This is a genomic window from Mesorhizobium sp. 2RAF45, assembly GCF_052115225.1.
GTDB classification, from domain to species: domain Bacteria; phylum Pseudomonadota; class Alphaproteobacteria; order Rhizobiales; family Rhizobiaceae; genus Mesorhizobium; species Mesorhizobium jarvisii.
The window spans coordinates 25,993-40,701 of the sequence record NZ_JBFRGG010000005.1 but is presented as its reverse complement, the minus strand read 5'-3'; the positions used below and the strand labels follow the sequence as shown (position 1 = coordinate 40,701).

Below are 14,709 nucleotides of genomic sequence, written 5' to 3'. Positions count from 1 at the left end.
GCCGTTCCCCGGCGCCGGCCGAAGGTGTTCGTCTTTCTATTCCAGATACGGTGTCAGCACATCTTCGATCCATTTCATGAATGCGCGGACTCGACGCGACAGGTTGCTGCGATGTGCCACGACGAGGGACACGGCGAGCGCTCGGCGACGAAAATCGGGTATGATCTCCACCAGCGCTCCACTCTCCAAGTATTGGCCAACCCCCAAGAGTGGAGCCTGAATCAGGCCAAGGCCGGCGAGGGCGGCGGCTTCGTAGGTCTGAGCGCTGTTGACGTGTAGCGCACCTGGCAACTGAAGCGTCGCGTAGCTGTCGCCGTCCGGATACTCCTATCCATGGGGTCTTGCGCCCAGCATCGTCGAAAAATGAATTGTCCGATGTTCCTGACGCTGGAGATCCTCCAGCGATCGAGGGACGCCATAGCGCGCCAGATAGGCGGGACTGGCAGCGTTGACCATGCGCAACAGGCCCAGCGGGCGGGCAATCAGCGTCTCGTCCCGTATAGGGCCGGAAGCGTTCGAGCAATTCGGCATCCCGAAGGGCCGCTCCGGACCTGCCGAAGAAATGTTTGAGGCCGTGAATGCAGGTTGGATGGACCTCGGCATTGCGGGTACGGAGCACGCAGCGGGGACGCCCTCTGCGCGCGATGTATTCGAGGCTGCACGGAACGCCGCGAAGGCGTAAGCCCGGGATGGATCAGGCATGACACGGAGACTTCCCGCGCCTGCGTCGGACGCGTCGCGGGAAGCGCTCAACAGTCAAGGCATCGCGAGGCGGCTTCCATTCCCGCCTGCCGACCACAATGCGCCGCATTTCGCGGCCCTCAAGAATGCCTAGCGACCGGGGTTTCTCTCGTCCGCTTCGCACAATCGATGTAGTCAGGATGCCTAAACGTCCCCTTCTCACTATTCCCAGCGTAAAGCTGCCAGACCGCATCCGGTCCAAACAGAACGCTCTGTTTCTTCTGCATCCGGCTTGAGATTTTTCCCCTAGGTATCGACGGCGCACGGGGCTAGCATAGGGATCACTGGGGGTGTGCGATGACAGTTGTCTCGATACGCCGGGCGGACTTCATGATGGTCCTGGCTTATGCCTCGGACCTCGCCACTGGCCATTCTCGCGACTTCGCGCTGAAATCCTGCGTGCTTGCAATGCGGATCGCCGAGCTCACGGGTGTTTCCGATGAGGTTCGGCGCAACGCCTACCATCAGTCGATGCTGCGCTATGTCGGCTGCAATGCCGACACGGACCTTCTGTCGGCCACATTCGGCGACGAGATCGCCCTGCGCCAGGATCTTGTCGGTCTCGACATGGGCAATCGTGCGGAACTGGGCAGGGTCTTCGTGCAGGCCTTCAAGCGGTTCTACTACGATCTCGAGCCTGACGCGCAGGGCAGGGCGATCGAGGCCGCGATGTCGCAGGCGCTCGCGGTGGCGCGCCCGGTGCTCACCGCGCATTGCGAGGTCGCGCAACGGATCGGCGAGCGGCTCGGCCTGTCCGACGAGATCCGGCGCAATCTCGGGCAGATCTACGAACGCTGGGACGGCAAGGGCCTGCCGCGCGGGCTGAGTGGCGAGGATGTCCTGCCCGCCGTGCGCCTGATCACATTGGCCCAGGATGCGATTGCGCTCAGCGATGCCGTCGGCATCGACGGGATGGCCGAAACCGTCGCCAGCCGCGGCGATGGTCCATACGAAGCGGATCTGGCCCGGCTCGTCTCGGCCAACGCGGCGGTCCTGATGGAGGGCATCGGCGCGACGGTCGACCGCGAGACCATCCTGGCGCTCGAGCCGGATCCGCCGGTGACGCTGGACGAGGCGGCTTGCGATGAGGCGTTCCTGGCCATAGCCGACATGATCGACATGCGCATGCCGTTTACGCAGGGCCATTCGAGGATGGTGTCGGAACTGGCCATGGGTGCGGGCAAACGGATCGGGCTGCCCGACCCTGATGTTCGCGCGCTGCGCTGGTCGGGCTGCATCCACGACATTGGCGAACTGGTGGTGCCGGTGGCGACCTGGATGCGCAACGGTCCGCTGTCGGTGCGCGAACGCGACGCCGCACAGCTGCACGCCTATTACGGCGAGCGGGCCCTGGCCTCGTTCGGTCGCGAGGGCGAGGCGATGGCCGCGCTCGTGCTTCGCCATCACGAGCGCCTGGATGGCTCCGGCTATCACCGCAAGGTCGGCGGCTCAGACCTGTCTCCGGCGGCAAGGATCCTGGCCGCTGCCGAAGCCTTTCAGACGTCGCGAGAAGAACGTCCGCACCGCAAGGCGCTGTCCAGCGAGGCGGCCGCCGCCCAGCTGCGCGCCGCCGTGCGTGACGGCTGTATCTGCCCCGACGCCGCCGAGGCCGTATTGTCCTTCGCCGGGCAGCCATCGCGGCGAGCCGTGCCGCAAGCGCTGGCCGGCATGACGCCGCGCGAGATCGAGGTGCTGCGCCTGATCGCCGCCGGGCTCACGGCGAAGGAAGTGGCCAAAAAGTTGGATATCTCGCCCAAGACCGCGGACCACCATATTCAAAGCGTCTATTCCAAGATCGGCGTGACCACCCGTGCCGCGGCCGCGCTCTACGCGGTCGAGCACGGCCTTGTCCGACCAGGCGAAACGCAAGCATAGGGAATCCACCCCATGTGCGCCCGCTCCGGGGCGCGCATCGTAGTCCTGTCGACGGTTCAATGGTGACCGCGACCGACAGGAGGAAATCAGATGCTTCTCGCAACCACCAAAGTGGCTGATATCGACCACTTCATCCGTATCTTTTCGACCAAGGGCGCAGACAAGCGCCGGCTGCACGGCTCGAACGGCGCGACCGTCTTCCGCGACCCCAGCGAGCCCGACCGCGTCTGGGCGATCTTCGACTGGGACGCCGAGGGCTGGAAGAATTTCGTGTCCGATCCTGAGGTGCCAGCGATCCTGCAGGAAGCCGGCCATGTCGGCAAGCCGCAGGCGGCGCTGCTGCTCGGCCACTACGAGGCCTGAAGCCCCGCATTGAGCGCCGCCTGCCGCTCGGCGGCGGCGCGTGCCCGACGAACCCCAGACTTGGAGAAATCAAATGGATCCGAAACCCATCAAGATCGGTCTTATCGCCGAACTCACCGGCCCATTGTCTTTCATGGGCGTTGCAAATGCGAACCTCACCACCATGCTTGTCGACGACATCAACGCCAAAGGCGGCCTCCTCGGCCGGCCAGTGGAACTCGTCATCGAGGATGGCGAGACCACAGACAGCGTTGCCAAGGCAAAGGCCGCGAAACTCGTCGACGTCGACAAGGTCGACGTGGTCGTCGGCGGCATCTACAGTTCGACCCGCCTGGCCATCAAGAGCGAGGCGGTCACCCGGGGCAGGACGCTCTACATCTACACCGAGCAGTATGAGGGACAGGAAAACGATCCCCTGATCTTCTGCACCGGGCCTGTGCCTGCGCAGCAGGTAGAGCCGCTGATACCATGGCTCATGAGCAGCACCGGCGCGAAACGGTTCTATTTGCCGTCGGCCGATTACATCTGGCCCCATTTGCTGAACAAGGCGGCGAGCCGGGCGGTGCGCGCCAATGGCGGCGAGATCGTCGGCGAGGAGTATTTTCCGCTGGACACCGTCGATTTCCGGCGGACGGTGCAGCAGATGATGGCGAGCGGCACCGACGTGGTCTTCAACACCATCGTCCCGCCGGGCCTGACGCCGTTCCTCGAAGAACTGCACAAGGCCGGTTTCGGCAAACGCGGCGGCAAGATCGTCTGCACCTACTTCGACGAGAACTTCTTCAATCTGGTGCCGTCCGATCAGATCGAAGGCCTCTACAGCTGCCTCGACTACTACCAGGAACTCGACGAACCGTTCGGTCGCGCGCTGTTGCGCCGCTACGGTGAGCGGTTCCCTGGTGGGGCTACCCTGACCGCGGGCAGCGGATGCACCGGGCACTACCGGGCGATCAAGATGTGGGAAGCGGCGGTGAAGGAAGCGGGCAGTGCCGAGCGGGACGCGGTCATCCGGGCTCTCGATCACGCCCGCATCAGCCAGGGACCGGGTGGTCCGGCCGAAATGGTCCCCGGCCAGCATCATGTTCGCATGAACATGTACATCGCGCAGGCGCAGGGCGGTCGATTCCGGGTTGTGAAGAATTTGGGTTCGATCGATCCCAACGAGCGCGCGCTTAGCGACGAACTAAGCAACGCGGGGTAACTGGCGGCGTCGGAAACGGACAAGTCTGCTTCCGGCGCCAACCCGGTCCTTGAAGGTGATTGGCCTTGTCGCCAGAGCAGGGGGTCTTGCCCGCTCGCTCCCACCTCACGACCCCTGGCCGTACCGGAGCAGCTTGAAGCAGTCGCCGCTGCCCGACTTCGCCTGCGATAGCACCGATTTTGAGCGGTCGAGCCATTCCTGGTGCGACCTGGCATCGGCCTCGATCGCATTGACGGGGGCCGCGCCGACGAAGCCGCGCCCTTGGCTGAACAGCCAGCACGCGCGGGCCAGATGCTGCCTGGAGCGCTGGCGCAGCAGATCGGCATCGTAGAAGATGTCGAGCACCTCCTGCTTGACCCGGCGCTCCTTTTCCGGGTCGGCGACCGCTGCCTCCGCCGGATCGCCGCCGATCGTGTCCCGCAGGTCCTTGTAGTCGAGGGCGAGCTGGGTGGTGGCGTATTTGATCTCGCTCTCGTCGCGCACGATGTCGAACCACAGCCTGGAATCGAGCTCGTTGACGACAAAAGAGGATTCGAAATCGCGCGACAGGTTCAGCACCTCGAAGTCCGCGAGATCGACGTCGCGCTCGACCAGCAGGATCCTGGCCGCCTGTTTGCCGAGCTCTGTCCCGTGAAGACTGACCGCGGTGTTCTTGCCGCCGAGTTGAGGGCTGAGATAAGGCCCGCCTTCATCCAGCAACTCGTCGAATTCCTCCAGCGACTGCATGACCGGCGCGCCGCGGGCAATGCGCGCGGCGAGTTTGGCGAGAACCTGCTGCAGTTCCGTCTCGCGTCGGCGCTGGTCCTGATAGTTCTGCTGGAAGAAGAAGATGAACAGCGACACGCCGATACCGATCAGGATCACGCCCAGCTGTGAAAAGATGTTGCGATAATATTCGAGCAGCTTTTCGCGATGGCGCACGTCGTGGCGCACGCTGTGGGCGACGCGAAGATTGACGATCAGCGACAGGATGAGCAGCCCGGCGCCGACCAGGATAAGGCCGCCGATGAGGAGGTAGCCATGGCCCGTGCTGAAATCCATCCCTTTGCCCCGAGACCCCAGACTGCGCAGAATACTGCCATTTTGCTTCAATACCTACGGTTTCGTCGCGATGGGGTCGATGGCGGCGAGATTCCTACAGGTTCGCCTCGGCGAAGATGCGCGCGGCCCAGTCGAGGAAGACGCGCAGGCGCGGCGAGAGCTGGCGGTTCTGCGGGTAGAGCGCCGACAGCGGCGTCGGCGAGGGCGGGTAGTCGGCCAGCACTTCGACCAGCGTGCCCTGAGCAAGGTCCTTCTCGAAGCGATAGCGCGGCGCCTGGATGAGGCCGAGGCCGAGCCGCGCCAGGTCGGCGGCGGTGTCGGAATTGTTGGCGGCGACGCGGCCCGGCAGCCTGATCTCGCGGGTCTTGCCGTTGACGGTGAATTCGAAGGGTAGCACCTCGCCGGTGCGCGACGAGACGAAGCCAATCGCCTGATGGCCGTCGAGCGCGTCGGGGGAGGCGGGTATGCCGTGGCGAGAGAGATAGGCGGGACTGGCGCAGGTCATCTCGCGGATCATCCCCAGCCGGCGCATGATCATGCCGCTGTCGGGCGGCTCGCCGACACGGATGACACAGTCGACGCCCTCGCGCACGAGGTCAACCAGCCGGTCGCTCTGGCCGATCTGCAGATCGATGCGGGAATAGCGGGCGAGGAATTCCGGCAGGCGCGGCAACAGGAAGGTGCGGGTGAGCAGCGTGCTGGCGTCGATGCGCAGCAGGCCGAAGGGTTCGGCCTTGCGGAAGGCGGCTTCCGCGTCCTCGATCTCGGCCAGGATCGACAGGCAGCGCCGGTAATAGGCCCCGCCGTCCTGCGTGGCGTTCACCTGCCGCGTCGTCCGCTCCAGCAAACGTGCGCCGAGATGTTCTTCGAGCCGGCGGATCGCTTCCGTCGCGGTTGAGCGCGGCAGGCCGAGATCGGCGGCGGCAGCGGTGAAACTGCGCCGCTCAAGCACGCGAACGAAGAGCCGCATCGTGGCCAGGCGATCCATGCTCTTTGTTCGCAATTTCCGAATAGTGATGTCAAGAGACGGCTGATTATCCGGCAGATGGCTGCGTCTATATCCGTGTCACCAGCAATACGGAGAGACGTCCATGACAAACCAGCAGACAAGTGCGGGCCAGCAGACAAGTGCGGGCCAGCAGACAAGTACGGGCCAGCAGACAAGTTCGGGCAACCCAATCAGAACCGCGATCGTGACCGGCGCTTCCAAGGGCATCGGTGCGGCGATCGGGCGGCGGCTTGCCCGCGACGGCTTCGCCGTCGTCGTCAATTATGCACGGGGCCGCGCCGAGGCCGAAGCGGTCGTCGGCGCGATCGAAGCCGAAGGCGGCAAGGCGATCGCCGTGCAGGCCGATATCGCCGATCCCACGGGCATCGCCACCCTTTTCGATGCCGGCGAGAAGGTGTTCGGCGGCGTCGATATGCTGGTCAACAATGCCGGCATCATGAAGCTGTCGCCGATCGCGCAGACCGACGATGCGTCCTTCGACGCGCAGATCACGGTCAATCTCGGCGGCGTGTTCCGGGGCATGCGCGAGGGCGCGAAACGCCTTCGCGACGGTGGCCGCATCGTCAATTTCTCCAGCAGCGTCGTCGGCCTCTACCAGCCGGGCTACGGCGTCTATGCCGCCACCAAGGCGGCGGTCGAAGCGATGACGCATATCCTGGCCAAGGAGCTCGGCGCTCGGCGCGTCACCGTCAACGCCGTGGCGCCCGGCCCTGTCGAGACCGCGCTGTTCATGGACGGCAAGAGCGCGGCGCAGGTCGAGGCCACGGCCAAGATGATCCCGCTCGGCCGGCTCGGCCAGCCCGACGACATTGCCGGCGTCGTGTCGTTCCTGGCCGGGCCGGACAGTGGCTGGGTCAACGGACAAATCATACGTGCCAATGGCGGCGCGATCTGAGGAGGCTGAGATGCAAAAGACAATCCTGATCACCGGCGCCTCCAGCGGCTTTGGCGCCATGACGGCGCGGGCGCTCGCAAGGGCCGGCCACACGGTCTATGCCTCGATGCGCGATCCCGCGGCGCGTGGCGGTGCCGCGGCAGCCGAAATGGAGGCGCTTGCGCGTGACGAGGGCGTGGCGCTCAAGCCCATCGCGCTCGACGTCACCTCCGATGCCTCTGCCGAAGCGGCGATCCGGCGGATCCTCAGCGAAGCCGGCCGGCTCGACGTGCTGATCCACAATGCCGGGCATATGGGGTTCGGGCCGGCCGAGGCGTTTTCGCCCGAACAGCTGGCGCAGCTCTATGACGTCAATGTCGTCGGCACGCAGCGCGTCAACCGTGCGGCCCTGCCGCATATGCGGTCCCTCGGCCGGGCGCAGATGATCTGGGTCGGTTCGAGCAGCACGCGCGGCGGCACGCCACCCTTCCTGGCGGCCTATTTCGCCGCCAAGGCCGGCATGGATGCACTGGCGCAGAGCTATGCGCTGGAACTCGCCCGCTTCGGCATCGAAACGACGATCGTCGTGCCAGGCGCCTTCACCAGCGGCACGGAGCATTTCCACCACGCGGCCGCACCCGCCGATGCCGAGCGCGCCGGCATCTATTGGTCCGGTTCCTATGCCGGTGCCGATCAGCAGGCACTGAAGGGGCTGGCATCGCTTGAGCCGGCGGATGCCGATCCGGCCGAGGCCGCCGACGCAATCGTCGACCTCGTCGCCATGCCGCATGGCCGCCGCCCGCTGCGCGTCCATATCGATCCCTCCGACGATGGCGCGGCAATCGTCAACGGTGTTGCCGACCGCGTCAGCGCGCAACTCCTGGAGCGGATCGGCCTTGCCGACCTGCTCCACCCCAAAGCCTGAAAACCCACTCCCAACTAAAAGGAAACCCCATCATGCCATTCGCCAACATCAAGCTGCCGCAGGCCGCTCTCTCCAAGGCGCAGAAGGAAGACCTCATCCACCGGACCACCGCAATGTTCGTCGACTTTTTCGGCGAAGGCGTGCGGCCCACCACGATGGTGCTGGTCGAAGAGGTCGCCGATGGCGGCTATGGCCGGGCCGACGAAGTGTTCGTCATACCGGAAGCCTATCGCGTCAAGGAGTAGGGGCCGGCCCTGGTCGACACGCCTCATATGACGACTGGTTGCCGCTGATACCAACGTCCGCTCTGTGCGCGGGGGCCTTTCAATGCATGTCGGTTCCCTGAAAATCGATGCCCCCCGTTCGGGCGGCATGCATCAACCGAGACAGGTGGACAGTCCCGAGCTGTCCACCCGTCTTGGGCCTCCGCCTCTCCTGATTTTTCAAGATACCAGGCTCAGCGACCGCGCTTCGGCGTCACCCGACCGTTCGGCTTTCCCCGCGGTTCGATACCGCTTGGGCGCGGTGCCGGTGGCGCGCTTGAAGGCATTGCTGAAGGCGCTTTCCGAGGTGTAGCCAAGGGAGCGGGCAAGCACCCCCACGGGCGTGTCTTCCTCGCGCAGGGCGCGCTCGGCCAAATGCATGCGCCATTGTGTCAGATAGGTCAGTGGCGCGACGCCGGCGGTCTGCCTGAAATGGAAGGCAAAGCTGGTGCGCGACATGGCGGCGGCCCTGGCGAGTTCCTCCAGATGCCAGTCGCGACCGGGGTCGCCATGCATCAGCCGCAGCGCTGGCGCCAGGCGCGGATCGGCGAGTGCGCGCAGCCAGCCGGCGGGCATCAGGCTCGACGTCTGCAGATGCGCCCGCAGCACCTGGATGAACAGAAGTTGCGCCAGCTGCGCCGTGGCAAGGCTGGCGCCCGGCTGGCCATCCGCCTGCTCGCGCACCAGCTGGTCAAGGATCCAGCGCAGGATTGTCGCTTGCGGCGACGAGGCGTGGATGTGGATCCACGGCGGCAAGACGTCGGCCAGCAGCCGCCCGCTCGCCTGGTCGAGCAGCACATGGCCGCCAATATGCGTAAAATCCTTGCCGTCGCCGAGTTGGGCGATCTTGCAACCGGAGAACACCGCCATGGCGTCGAGCGGCGGCACGGACAGGTCGCTGGCGAGGATGAAGGAGCGCCGCGATGCCAGAAGCAGCACGTCTCCTGTTTGTGCATGCACCGGCTCGTCCTCGCCCTCGAAGCGGATCCAGCAACTGCCCTTCACCACGGCAAAGAATTTGATTTTTTCGGGCGCCGGAAAGCGCAGCGCCCATGCTCCGCCGGCAGTGAAGCCGCCTGTCACCATGGTTTGCGCGCTGGTGAATTTGAGGATGTCGGAGAAGGGATCGTCGGTCATTTTTGTACTTTCGCGCAACTTATGCGGATTTTCAAGCATTCACAATCCGATCGGGCAGGCATAGCTGATGGCCATGAAAGGCCGCCATGAGGGGCGGAGACATCAGGAGACCGACATGAACGACGAACTGGTGCTGGTGACCGGCGGCTCAGGCTTCATTGCATCGCACTGCATGCTGAAGCTGCTCGGTGCCGGCTATCGGGTGCGCACGACGGTGCGTTCGCTCGAGCGCGAAGCGGAGGTGCGCGCGATGCTGAAAGAAGGCGGCGCCGAGCTAGGCGATCGGCTGTCCTTCGTCGTCGCCGACCTGACCGGGGACGCTGGCTGGGCGGAGGCCGTCGCCGGCTGCGCCTATGTCATGCATGGCGCATCGCCGACGCCCTCCGGCAGCCAGACGCGCGAGGAGGATTGGGTGAGGCCCGCCGTCGACGGCGTGCTGCGGGTGCTCAAGGCCGCGCGCGATGCCGGCATAAAACGCGTGGTGCTGACCTCGGCCATCGGTGCTGTCGCCATGGGCCATGCGCCGCAGACACGGCCGTTCAACGAGACCGACTGGTCCGACCTCAGCGGCGCCGTCGCGCCCTACCAGAGATCGAAGACGCTGTCGGAGCGCGCCGCCTGGGATTTCATCGCTCGCGAGGGCGGCGGCCTCGAACTCTCCGTCGTCAATCCGGTCGCTGTGCTCGGCCCGGTGCTCGCCGCCGATTTCTCGCATTCGATCGGGCTGATCAAGCGGCTGATGGACGGCATGCCCGGTTGTCCTCGGGTCAACTCAGGCTATGTCGACGTGCGCGACCTGGCCGATCTGCATCTGCTGGCGATGACCAGTCCTGCGGCCAAGGGCGAGCGCTTCATCGGTATTTCGGGCCACAGCCTGTGGATGGCGGATGTTGCGAAAGTGCTGCGGCGCAGGATGGGCGCGGCAGCAGCCAAGGTGCCGACCAGGGAGATTCCAAATTGGATGATCCGCCTGCTGGCGCTGCGTGGCGATCCCACGACGAAGATGCTGGCCAGGCATCTCGGGGTGATGATGGACGCCACCAGCGAAAAGGCGACGCGCCTGCTTGGCTGGACGCCGCGCCCGGCCGAGGAGGCGATCGTCGCCACGGCCGAGAGTTTGTTGCGGCTGGGGTTGGTGGGTGGATCAAAAGCGTAGGCGGGTCTTTCGCCTCAATCCCTCCGAGACATCCCGACCCAGTCAGCCGCCACCTCGGCAAACAGCCAGTCGCGGAACGCCTTGATCTTCTTCTGCCGCAGCGCGCCGTCGGGATAGACAAGGTAGTAGCTGGCCGCCGATTTCAGCGCGAGGTCGAAGGGCCGCACCAGCCGCCCTGCCGCGAGGTCGGCCGAGACCAGCGCGCTGCGGCCGAGCAGCACGCCTTCGCCATGCACGGCAGCCTCGACGGCGAAGGTGGCGGAATCGAAGCGCACGCCGCGCTTGGGGTCGATGCCATCGACTCCGGCCTGCTGCAGCCATGTCGCCCAGTCGATGCGAAAGGCGTCATGGATCAATTTGTGGTGCCTGAGGTCCTCGGGCCGGCGCAGCGGATGTTCGCCTTGCAGCAATTCCGGGCTGCAGACCGGGAAGACCTCTTCGTCAGCGAGAAATTCCGCCGTCACGCCGGTGTAGCCGCCCTTGCCGTAGCGGATGGCGACGTCGATGCCGTCGCTGACGAAATCGGCCAGCACGCCCGAGGTCGCCAGCCGCACGTCGATATCGGCATTGGCGCGGTGGAAGCGATGCAGCCTCGGCACCAGCCAGCGGCCGGCGAAGCCGTCCGACGTCGAGACGTTCAGGATGCGCGTCGAGCGGTCGGGCGTGGCGGCGATGGTGGCGGCGGCGATCTGGTCGAGCGCCTTGCCGACCTCGACCGCATAGGCCGCACCGACGGCGGTCAGGCGCACGGATCGCGTTCCCCGATCGAAAAGCTGGATGCCGAGCCTGTCCTCGATGTTGCGGATGGCGCGGCTGACCGCGCCATGGGTGAGGTTGAGCTCTTCCGCCGCCCTGGAGAAGCTCAGATGCCTTGCCGCGGCGTCGAAAGCGGGCAGGGCGGTGAGGGGCGGCAATCTGCGCGGCATGGCCTCAACCTGTGAGTGTTGCTCACAAATCCTGCACAAAGAGTCGTTTGTCGTCCAGCCCGAAAATGCACAATATCGCTGCGTACCGCGCATCGATATCGACCTCTCCGGTTCTCCGATGCGTTGAAAGACCAACGAAATATGTGAGCGATCGTCATGCTCGCCCGATGGGCGGCACGAGCACGCTTGCGCCCTGACGAACGTAGGAGACAGACAATGACCTTGACCCTTGGATCCATTGGCGCCGCGATGAGCGGCCTCGCCATGCGCAGCACGGCAGCCTTCGAGCGCCGCCGCGTGCGACGCCGGATTTCCCGGTTTTCCGACCGCCGCTTGCGCGACATTGGCCTGGAGCGCGACTGGGACGGTTCCATCCTGCGCAATGGGAGGGGGATATGACCAGCACCCTGATCATCGGCGCGACGGGGCTCCTGGGCAGCGAAATGGCCAAGGCCAGCGCGCGCAATGGCGACAGCCTGCATGTCCTGGTTCGGCCAGCAACCTCAGCCAATGAAGAGCGGATGCGGCTGCTCAAGGCGTTGGGCGCCACGGTGCATGTCGGCGATCTCGACGATTATGGCAGCCTCGTGCGCGCCGTCGGCAAGGTCGACCGCGTCATCAGCTCGGTGCATGTGGGTTCGGCCAGCGAGATGACGCTGGTGCGCGCAGTGAAAGATGTCGGGGTCTCCCGCTTCGTGCCCTCCGCCGGCTTCGGCCTCGACTTTGCCGCCGCCGCCCCCGGCACGATCGCACCGCTCGACATCAAGAGGGCCGTGTTCGACGCGGTCAGGGAAGCTGATCTGCCCTGTACGGTCATCTACACCAACGGCTTCTTCTCGACCTGGGTGGCGACGCTGGGCGATTTGACGCGCTTCGGTTCGGCCGTGCTGCCGCCGGATGAGGTGACGCTCTATGGCGACGGCACCGTTCCGGCGACCTTCGTCAGCGAGAAGGATATCGCCGCCGTCACCATGCGGGCGCTGGAGGATCCCGCCGCAGTCCGCACGGAAATCCGGATCGCGCGGAACAGGATCACGCAGGGCCAGATGATCGACCTCTGGCGCCGCGTCAGCGGCCGCTCGCCGCGCGTCGTGAATATGAGCGCTGAGGAGCTGGAGGCGGTGATCGCCGCTGTGCCCGGCCTTGGTCTGTTGCGGGCGTTCTGGATCCGCGGCGAGACCGCGCTGGAGACGGATACTGTGGAGGCGGGGGTGCTTTATCCGGAGCTGAGGTTTGAGAGCATTGAGAGTGCATTTGTGGCGATGGCCGAGAGGGGTGGAAGGACTGGGTGAAGGGGGCGCTGAGCGGCAAGAGCCGGCGTTCTGTCGCGCCCCCTCTGTCCTGCCGGACAGAGGGGGCGCCGTAGAGTGTGACGGGCATGGTTGGCGTTGCGACAGTGGTTGACCGAACCGTCCATCCGGCCGATAGGTCCGCGCGACCACTCCGAGACCTGCTATGACCGACCTCAAAGATGTAACCCGCCCCCCCGACTGGCAGGACGATGTCCGCCAGGGCGTGCGCCACGTGCGCGACCTTGCCGCCCTGCCGCTGTCGCCGGCCGAGCGCGCCGCCGCGCAGGAGGCCGCCAGCCGCCACAAGGTGCGTGCGCCGAAAGCCTATCTCGACCTGATCGACTGGAACGACCCGGCCGATCCGATCCGCGCGCAAGTCATCCCGTCACTGGGCGAACTGGAGGAGACGGAGGGCGAGCTTGGCGATCCGATCGCCGACCATGAGTTCAGCCCGGTGCCGCGACTGACGCACCGTCATGCCGACCGGGTGCTGCTGTTCCCGACCTATCAATGCGCGGTCTATTGCCGGTTCTGCTTCCGCAAGGAATCGCTGACCTCGATCGGCCGCGGCTATACGCGCGAGGCGCTGGAGCCTGCGCTGGCCTATATCGCGGATCGTTCCGAAATCCGCGAAGTGATCCTGACCGGCGGCGATCCGCTGTCGCTGCCCGACAAGGCCCTGGCCGAAATCTTCGCGCGCATCGAGGCGATCCCGCATGTGCGGCTGCTGCGCATCCACACGCGCGTGCCGGTGGCGCTGCCATCGCGCATTACATCAGGGCTGGTCGCTGCGCTGCAGGGCCGGCTGATGATCACCGTCGTCACGCATTTCAACCACTCGCGAGAGATCACGCCCGCGACCGAAATGGCATGCCGCACGATGCGGCAGGCCGGTTTCGTGCTGCTCAACCAGAGCGTTCTGCTCAAGGGCGTCAACGATACGGTCGAGGCGCTGGAGGAGCTCTGCCGCGAACTGATGTACCGGCTGGGGGTAAAACCCTATTACCTGCACCATGGCGACCTGGCGCGCGGCATGGCGCACCGACGCACCACGATCGCGCAGGGCCAGGCGCTGGTGGAAGCGCTGCGGGCGCGCCTGTCGGGCATCTGCAATCCCGTCTATGTGCTGGACCTGCCGGAAGGCGGCGGCAAGGTGCCGCTCGGGCCATGTCCTATCGAGGGCCGCGACGGGGAGAGCTGGCGGATACGCGGCCAGGACGGCGCGATGAGGACCTATCGGGAGATCGTGGGCGAATAGGGCGGCGCTATTCCCCGACAAACGCCAAAACGACCACGCGCGGGACGACGCAGTAGGCGAGGCTGACCTTGCGGCCGGTCTTCGTCGTCGCGCGGCCGGCATCGAGGTCCACGGCGATATCCTCGTAGCCCAGCACATCGCGATCGAGCGGAAAGGCCGCCTTGTAGACGGCTTCCTTAGCGCAAAACAGGATGCGGCCGGCAAGGCGCGGGTCCGCCGCGCCTGTGCGATCCGCGCCGGTTGCAACGATCGCGAAAATGTCGTCCGGCAAGGGTTCGGCGGGCTCGACGTCAATGCCGAGCGAGACGATACCGCCGACAGGCGCGACCGCCGCCACGGCCATGTCGTCGTCGTGGGCGAGCGAGCCAATTATTCCGTCCGGCCAGACCGGGGCACCGGATGGCGCGCGCATGATGGCGACATCCGTGATGCCGATATCGGCCAGCAGCCGGTGCGCGATCCAGCGGGCGGCACCGCTGGCGCGCCGCATGGCCGGCTGCCGCGCGGGGATGGAACGCGCTTCCTCGGGCAGCAAGTGGGCCTCATCCGCGTCGCCTATCAGCCGGCATCCGGTCCGGACATTTCGGGGCGCGATTGCCGCCATCGCCTCGGCCAACGCGGCTTCAGGGGAGGGTGGCCGCGTCAAAG

Annotated in this window: 16 protein-coding genes; 10 read left to right on the top strand and 6 right to left on the bottom strand. The window is 65.7% G+C overall.

Annotated elements, in window-relative coordinates; genetic code table 11:
* Positions 1–36: 36 nt before the first annotated feature.
* Positions 37–291, bottom strand: a complete 255-nt coding sequence (locus AB4Z43_RS15845; RefSeq protein ID WP_441938294.1) for a LysR substrate-binding domain-containing protein — start codon at positions 289–291, stop codon at positions 37–39.
* 747 nt (positions 292–1,038) lie between these two features.
* Between AB4Z43_RS15845 and AB4Z43_RS15840 the strand changes: the two genes are divergently transcribed.
* The 3 genes from AB4Z43_RS15840 to AB4Z43_RS15830 all read left to right on the top strand — a co-directional run bounded on the left by AB4Z43_RS15840 (position 1,039) and on the right by AB4Z43_RS15830 (position 4,180).
* Positions 1,039–2,616, top strand: a complete 1,578-nt coding sequence (locus AB4Z43_RS15840; RefSeq protein WP_441938292.1) for an HD domain-containing phosphohydrolase — start codon at positions 1,039–1,041, stop codon at positions 2,614–2,616.
* A 90-nt stretch (positions 2,617–2,706) separates the two neighbouring features.
* Positions 2,707–2,979: a hypothetical protein gene (locus AB4Z43_RS15835; RefSeq protein ID WP_010910579.1), complete on the top strand. Its 273-nt coding sequence runs from the start codon at positions 2,707–2,709 to the stop codon at positions 2,977–2,979.
* A 73-nt stretch (positions 2,980–3,052) separates the two neighbouring features.
* Positions 3,053–4,180, top strand: a complete 1,128-nt coding sequence (locus AB4Z43_RS15830) for a substrate-binding protein (protein ID WP_441938290.1) — start codon at positions 3,053–3,055, stop codon at positions 4,178–4,180.
* A 105-nt stretch (positions 4,181–4,285) separates the two neighbouring features.
* Here the strand turns inward: AB4Z43_RS15830 and AB4Z43_RS15825 are convergent, their stop codons facing one another.
* Together AB4Z43_RS15825 and AB4Z43_RS15820 are read right to left on the bottom strand one after the other, a co-directional pair.
* Positions 4,286–5,221: a hypothetical protein gene (locus AB4Z43_RS15825; protein ID WP_441938288.1), complete on the bottom strand. Its 936-nt coding sequence runs from the start codon at positions 5,219–5,221 to the stop codon at positions 4,286–4,288.
* A 94-nt stretch (positions 5,222–5,315) separates the two neighbouring features.
* Positions 5,316–6,209, bottom strand: coding sequence for a LysR family transcriptional regulator (locus tag AB4Z43_RS15820; RefSeq protein ID WP_441938286.1), 894 nt, complete (start codon positions 6,207–6,209; stop codon positions 5,316–5,318).
* A 103-nt stretch (positions 6,210–6,312) separates the two neighbouring features.
* On the opposite strand from AB4Z43_RS15820, the gene AB4Z43_RS15815 reads away from it, so the two are divergent.
* From AB4Z43_RS15815 to AB4Z43_RS15805, 3 genes are read left to right on the top strand one after another with little or no spacing between them, the layout of a single operon-like run.
* Positions 6,313–7,125: an SDR family oxidoreductase gene (locus AB4Z43_RS15815; RefSeq protein ID WP_441938284.1), complete on the top strand. Its 813-nt coding sequence runs from the start codon at positions 6,313–6,315 to the stop codon at positions 7,123–7,125.
* A gap of 10 nt (positions 7,126–7,135) precedes the next feature.
* Positions 7,136–8,029 carry an SDR family oxidoreductase gene (locus AB4Z43_RS15810; protein WP_441938280.1) on the top strand — a complete coding sequence of 298 codons (894 nt, stop codon included), beginning with the start codon at positions 7,136–7,138 and terminating at the stop codon, positions 8,027–8,029.
* A 32-nt stretch (positions 8,030–8,061) separates the two neighbouring features.
* Complete coding sequence (locus AB4Z43_RS15805; protein ID WP_027047080.1) at positions 8,062–8,274, top strand: tautomerase family protein; 213 nt, start codon at positions 8,062–8,064, stop codon at positions 8,272–8,274.
* 198 nt (positions 8,275–8,472) lie between these two features.
* Here AB4Z43_RS15805 and AB4Z43_RS15800 read toward each other — a convergent pair whose 3' ends face one another.
* On the bottom strand, positions 8,473–9,468 hold the full coding sequence (locus AB4Z43_RS15800; protein WP_441938278.1) for an AraC family transcriptional regulator: 996 nt from the start codon (positions 9,466–9,468) through the stop codon (positions 8,473–8,475).
* Between the two features lie 76 nt (positions 9,469–9,544).
* On the opposite strand from AB4Z43_RS15800, the gene AB4Z43_RS15795 reads away from it, so the two are divergent.
* Positions 9,545–10,585 (top strand): SDR family oxidoreductase, encoded by a 1,041-nt coding sequence (locus tag AB4Z43_RS15795; RefSeq protein ID WP_441938276.1) that lies wholly within the window; start codon positions 9,545–9,547, stop codon positions 10,583–10,585.
* A gap of 14 nt (positions 10,586–10,599) precedes the next feature.
* On the opposite strand, the gene gcvA is transcribed toward AB4Z43_RS15795, so the two are convergent.
* Positions 10,600–11,511 carry a transcriptional regulator GcvA gene (gene gcvA / locus AB4Z43_RS15790; RefSeq protein WP_019859451.1) on the bottom strand — a complete coding sequence of 304 codons (912 nt, stop codon included), beginning with the start codon at positions 11,509–11,511 and terminating at the stop codon, positions 10,600–10,602.
* A gap of 216 nt (positions 11,512–11,727) precedes the next feature.
* Here gcvA and AB4Z43_RS15785 point away from each other — a divergent pair, with 216 nt between their 5' ends.
* The 3 genes from AB4Z43_RS15785 (at position 11,728) to AB4Z43_RS15775 (ending at position 14,061) form a co-directional block, all read left to right on the top strand.
* Positions 11,728–11,910 (top strand): DUF1127 domain-containing protein, encoded by a 183-nt coding sequence (locus AB4Z43_RS15785; protein WP_019859450.1) that lies wholly within the window; start codon positions 11,728–11,730, stop codon positions 11,908–11,910.
* On the top strand, positions 11,907–12,803 hold the full coding sequence (locus AB4Z43_RS15780) for an NmrA family NAD(P)-binding protein (protein ID WP_441938273.1): 897 nt from the start codon (positions 11,907–11,909) through the stop codon (positions 12,801–12,803). Before AB4Z43_RS15785 ends, AB4Z43_RS15780 begins: the two co-directional genes overlap by 4 nt.
* 163 nt (positions 12,804–12,966) lie before the next feature.
* On the top strand, positions 12,967–14,061 hold the full coding sequence (locus AB4Z43_RS15775) for a KamA family radical SAM protein (protein WP_441938271.1): 1,095 nt from the start codon (positions 12,967–12,969) through the stop codon (positions 14,059–14,061).
* 7 nt (positions 14,062–14,068) lie between these two features.
* Here the strand turns inward: AB4Z43_RS15775 and AB4Z43_RS15770 are convergent, their stop codons facing one another.
* Entirely contained in the window at positions 14,069–14,707 is a 639-nt protein-coding gene (locus tag AB4Z43_RS15770; RefSeq protein ID WP_441938269.1) for a 4'-phosphopantetheinyl transferase family protein, read from the bottom strand.
* Positions 14,708–14,709: the final 2 nt, after the last annotated feature.

Bases quoted from the DNA above. Each gene is read 5' to 3' on its own strand.
- AB4Z43_RS15795 (WP_441938276.1), top strand. From the start codon at position 9,545: ATGAACGACGAACTGGTGCTGGTGACCGGCGGCTCAGGCTTCATTGCA.
- AB4Z43_RS15800 (WP_441938278.1), bottom strand. From the start codon at position 9,468: ATGCTTGAAAATCCGCATAAGTTGCGCGAAAGTACAAAAATGACCGAC.
- AB4Z43_RS15820 (WP_441938286.1), bottom strand. From the start codon at position 6,209: ATGGATCGCCTGGCCACGATGCGGCTCTTCGTTCGCGTGCTTGAGCGG.
- AB4Z43_RS15830 (WP_441938290.1), top strand. From the start codon at position 3,053: ATGGATCCGAAACCCATCAAGATCGGTCTTATCGCCGAACTCACCGGC.
- AB4Z43_RS15840 (WP_441938292.1), top strand. From the start codon at position 1,039: ATGACAGTTGTCTCGATACGCCGGGCGGACTTCATGATGGTCCTGGCT.
- AB4Z43_RS15775 (WP_441938271.1), top strand. From the start codon at position 12,967: ATGACCGACCTCAAAGATGTAACCCGCCCCCCCGACTGGCAGGACGAT.
- gcvA (WP_019859451.1), bottom strand. From the start codon at position 11,511: ATGCCGCGCAGATTGCCGCCCCTCACCGCCCTGCCCGCTTTCGACGCC.
- AB4Z43_RS15825 (WP_441938288.1), bottom strand. From the start codon at position 5,221: ATGGATTTCAGCACGGGCCATGGCTACCTCCTCATCGGCGGCCTTATC.
- AB4Z43_RS15805 (WP_027047080.1), top strand. From the start codon at position 8,062: ATGCCATTCGCCAACATCAAGCTGCCGCAGGCCGCTCTCTCCAAGGCG.
- AB4Z43_RS15785 (WP_019859450.1), top strand. From the start codon at position 11,728: ATGACCTTGACCCTTGGATCCATTGGCGCCGCGATGAGCGGCCTCGCC.
- AB4Z43_RS15810 (WP_441938280.1), top strand. From the start codon at position 7,136: ATGCAAAAGACAATCCTGATCACCGGCGCCTCCAGCGGCTTTGGCGCC.
- AB4Z43_RS15815 (WP_441938284.1), top strand. From the start codon at position 6,313: ATGACAAACCAGCAGACAAGTGCGGGCCAGCAGACAAGTGCGGGCCAG.
- AB4Z43_RS15835 (WP_010910579.1), top strand. From the start codon at position 2,707: ATGCTTCTCGCAACCACCAAAGTGGCTGATATCGACCACTTCATCCGT.
- AB4Z43_RS15780 (WP_441938273.1), top strand. From the start codon at position 11,907: ATGACCAGCACCCTGATCATCGGCGCGACGGGGCTCCTGGGCAGCGAA.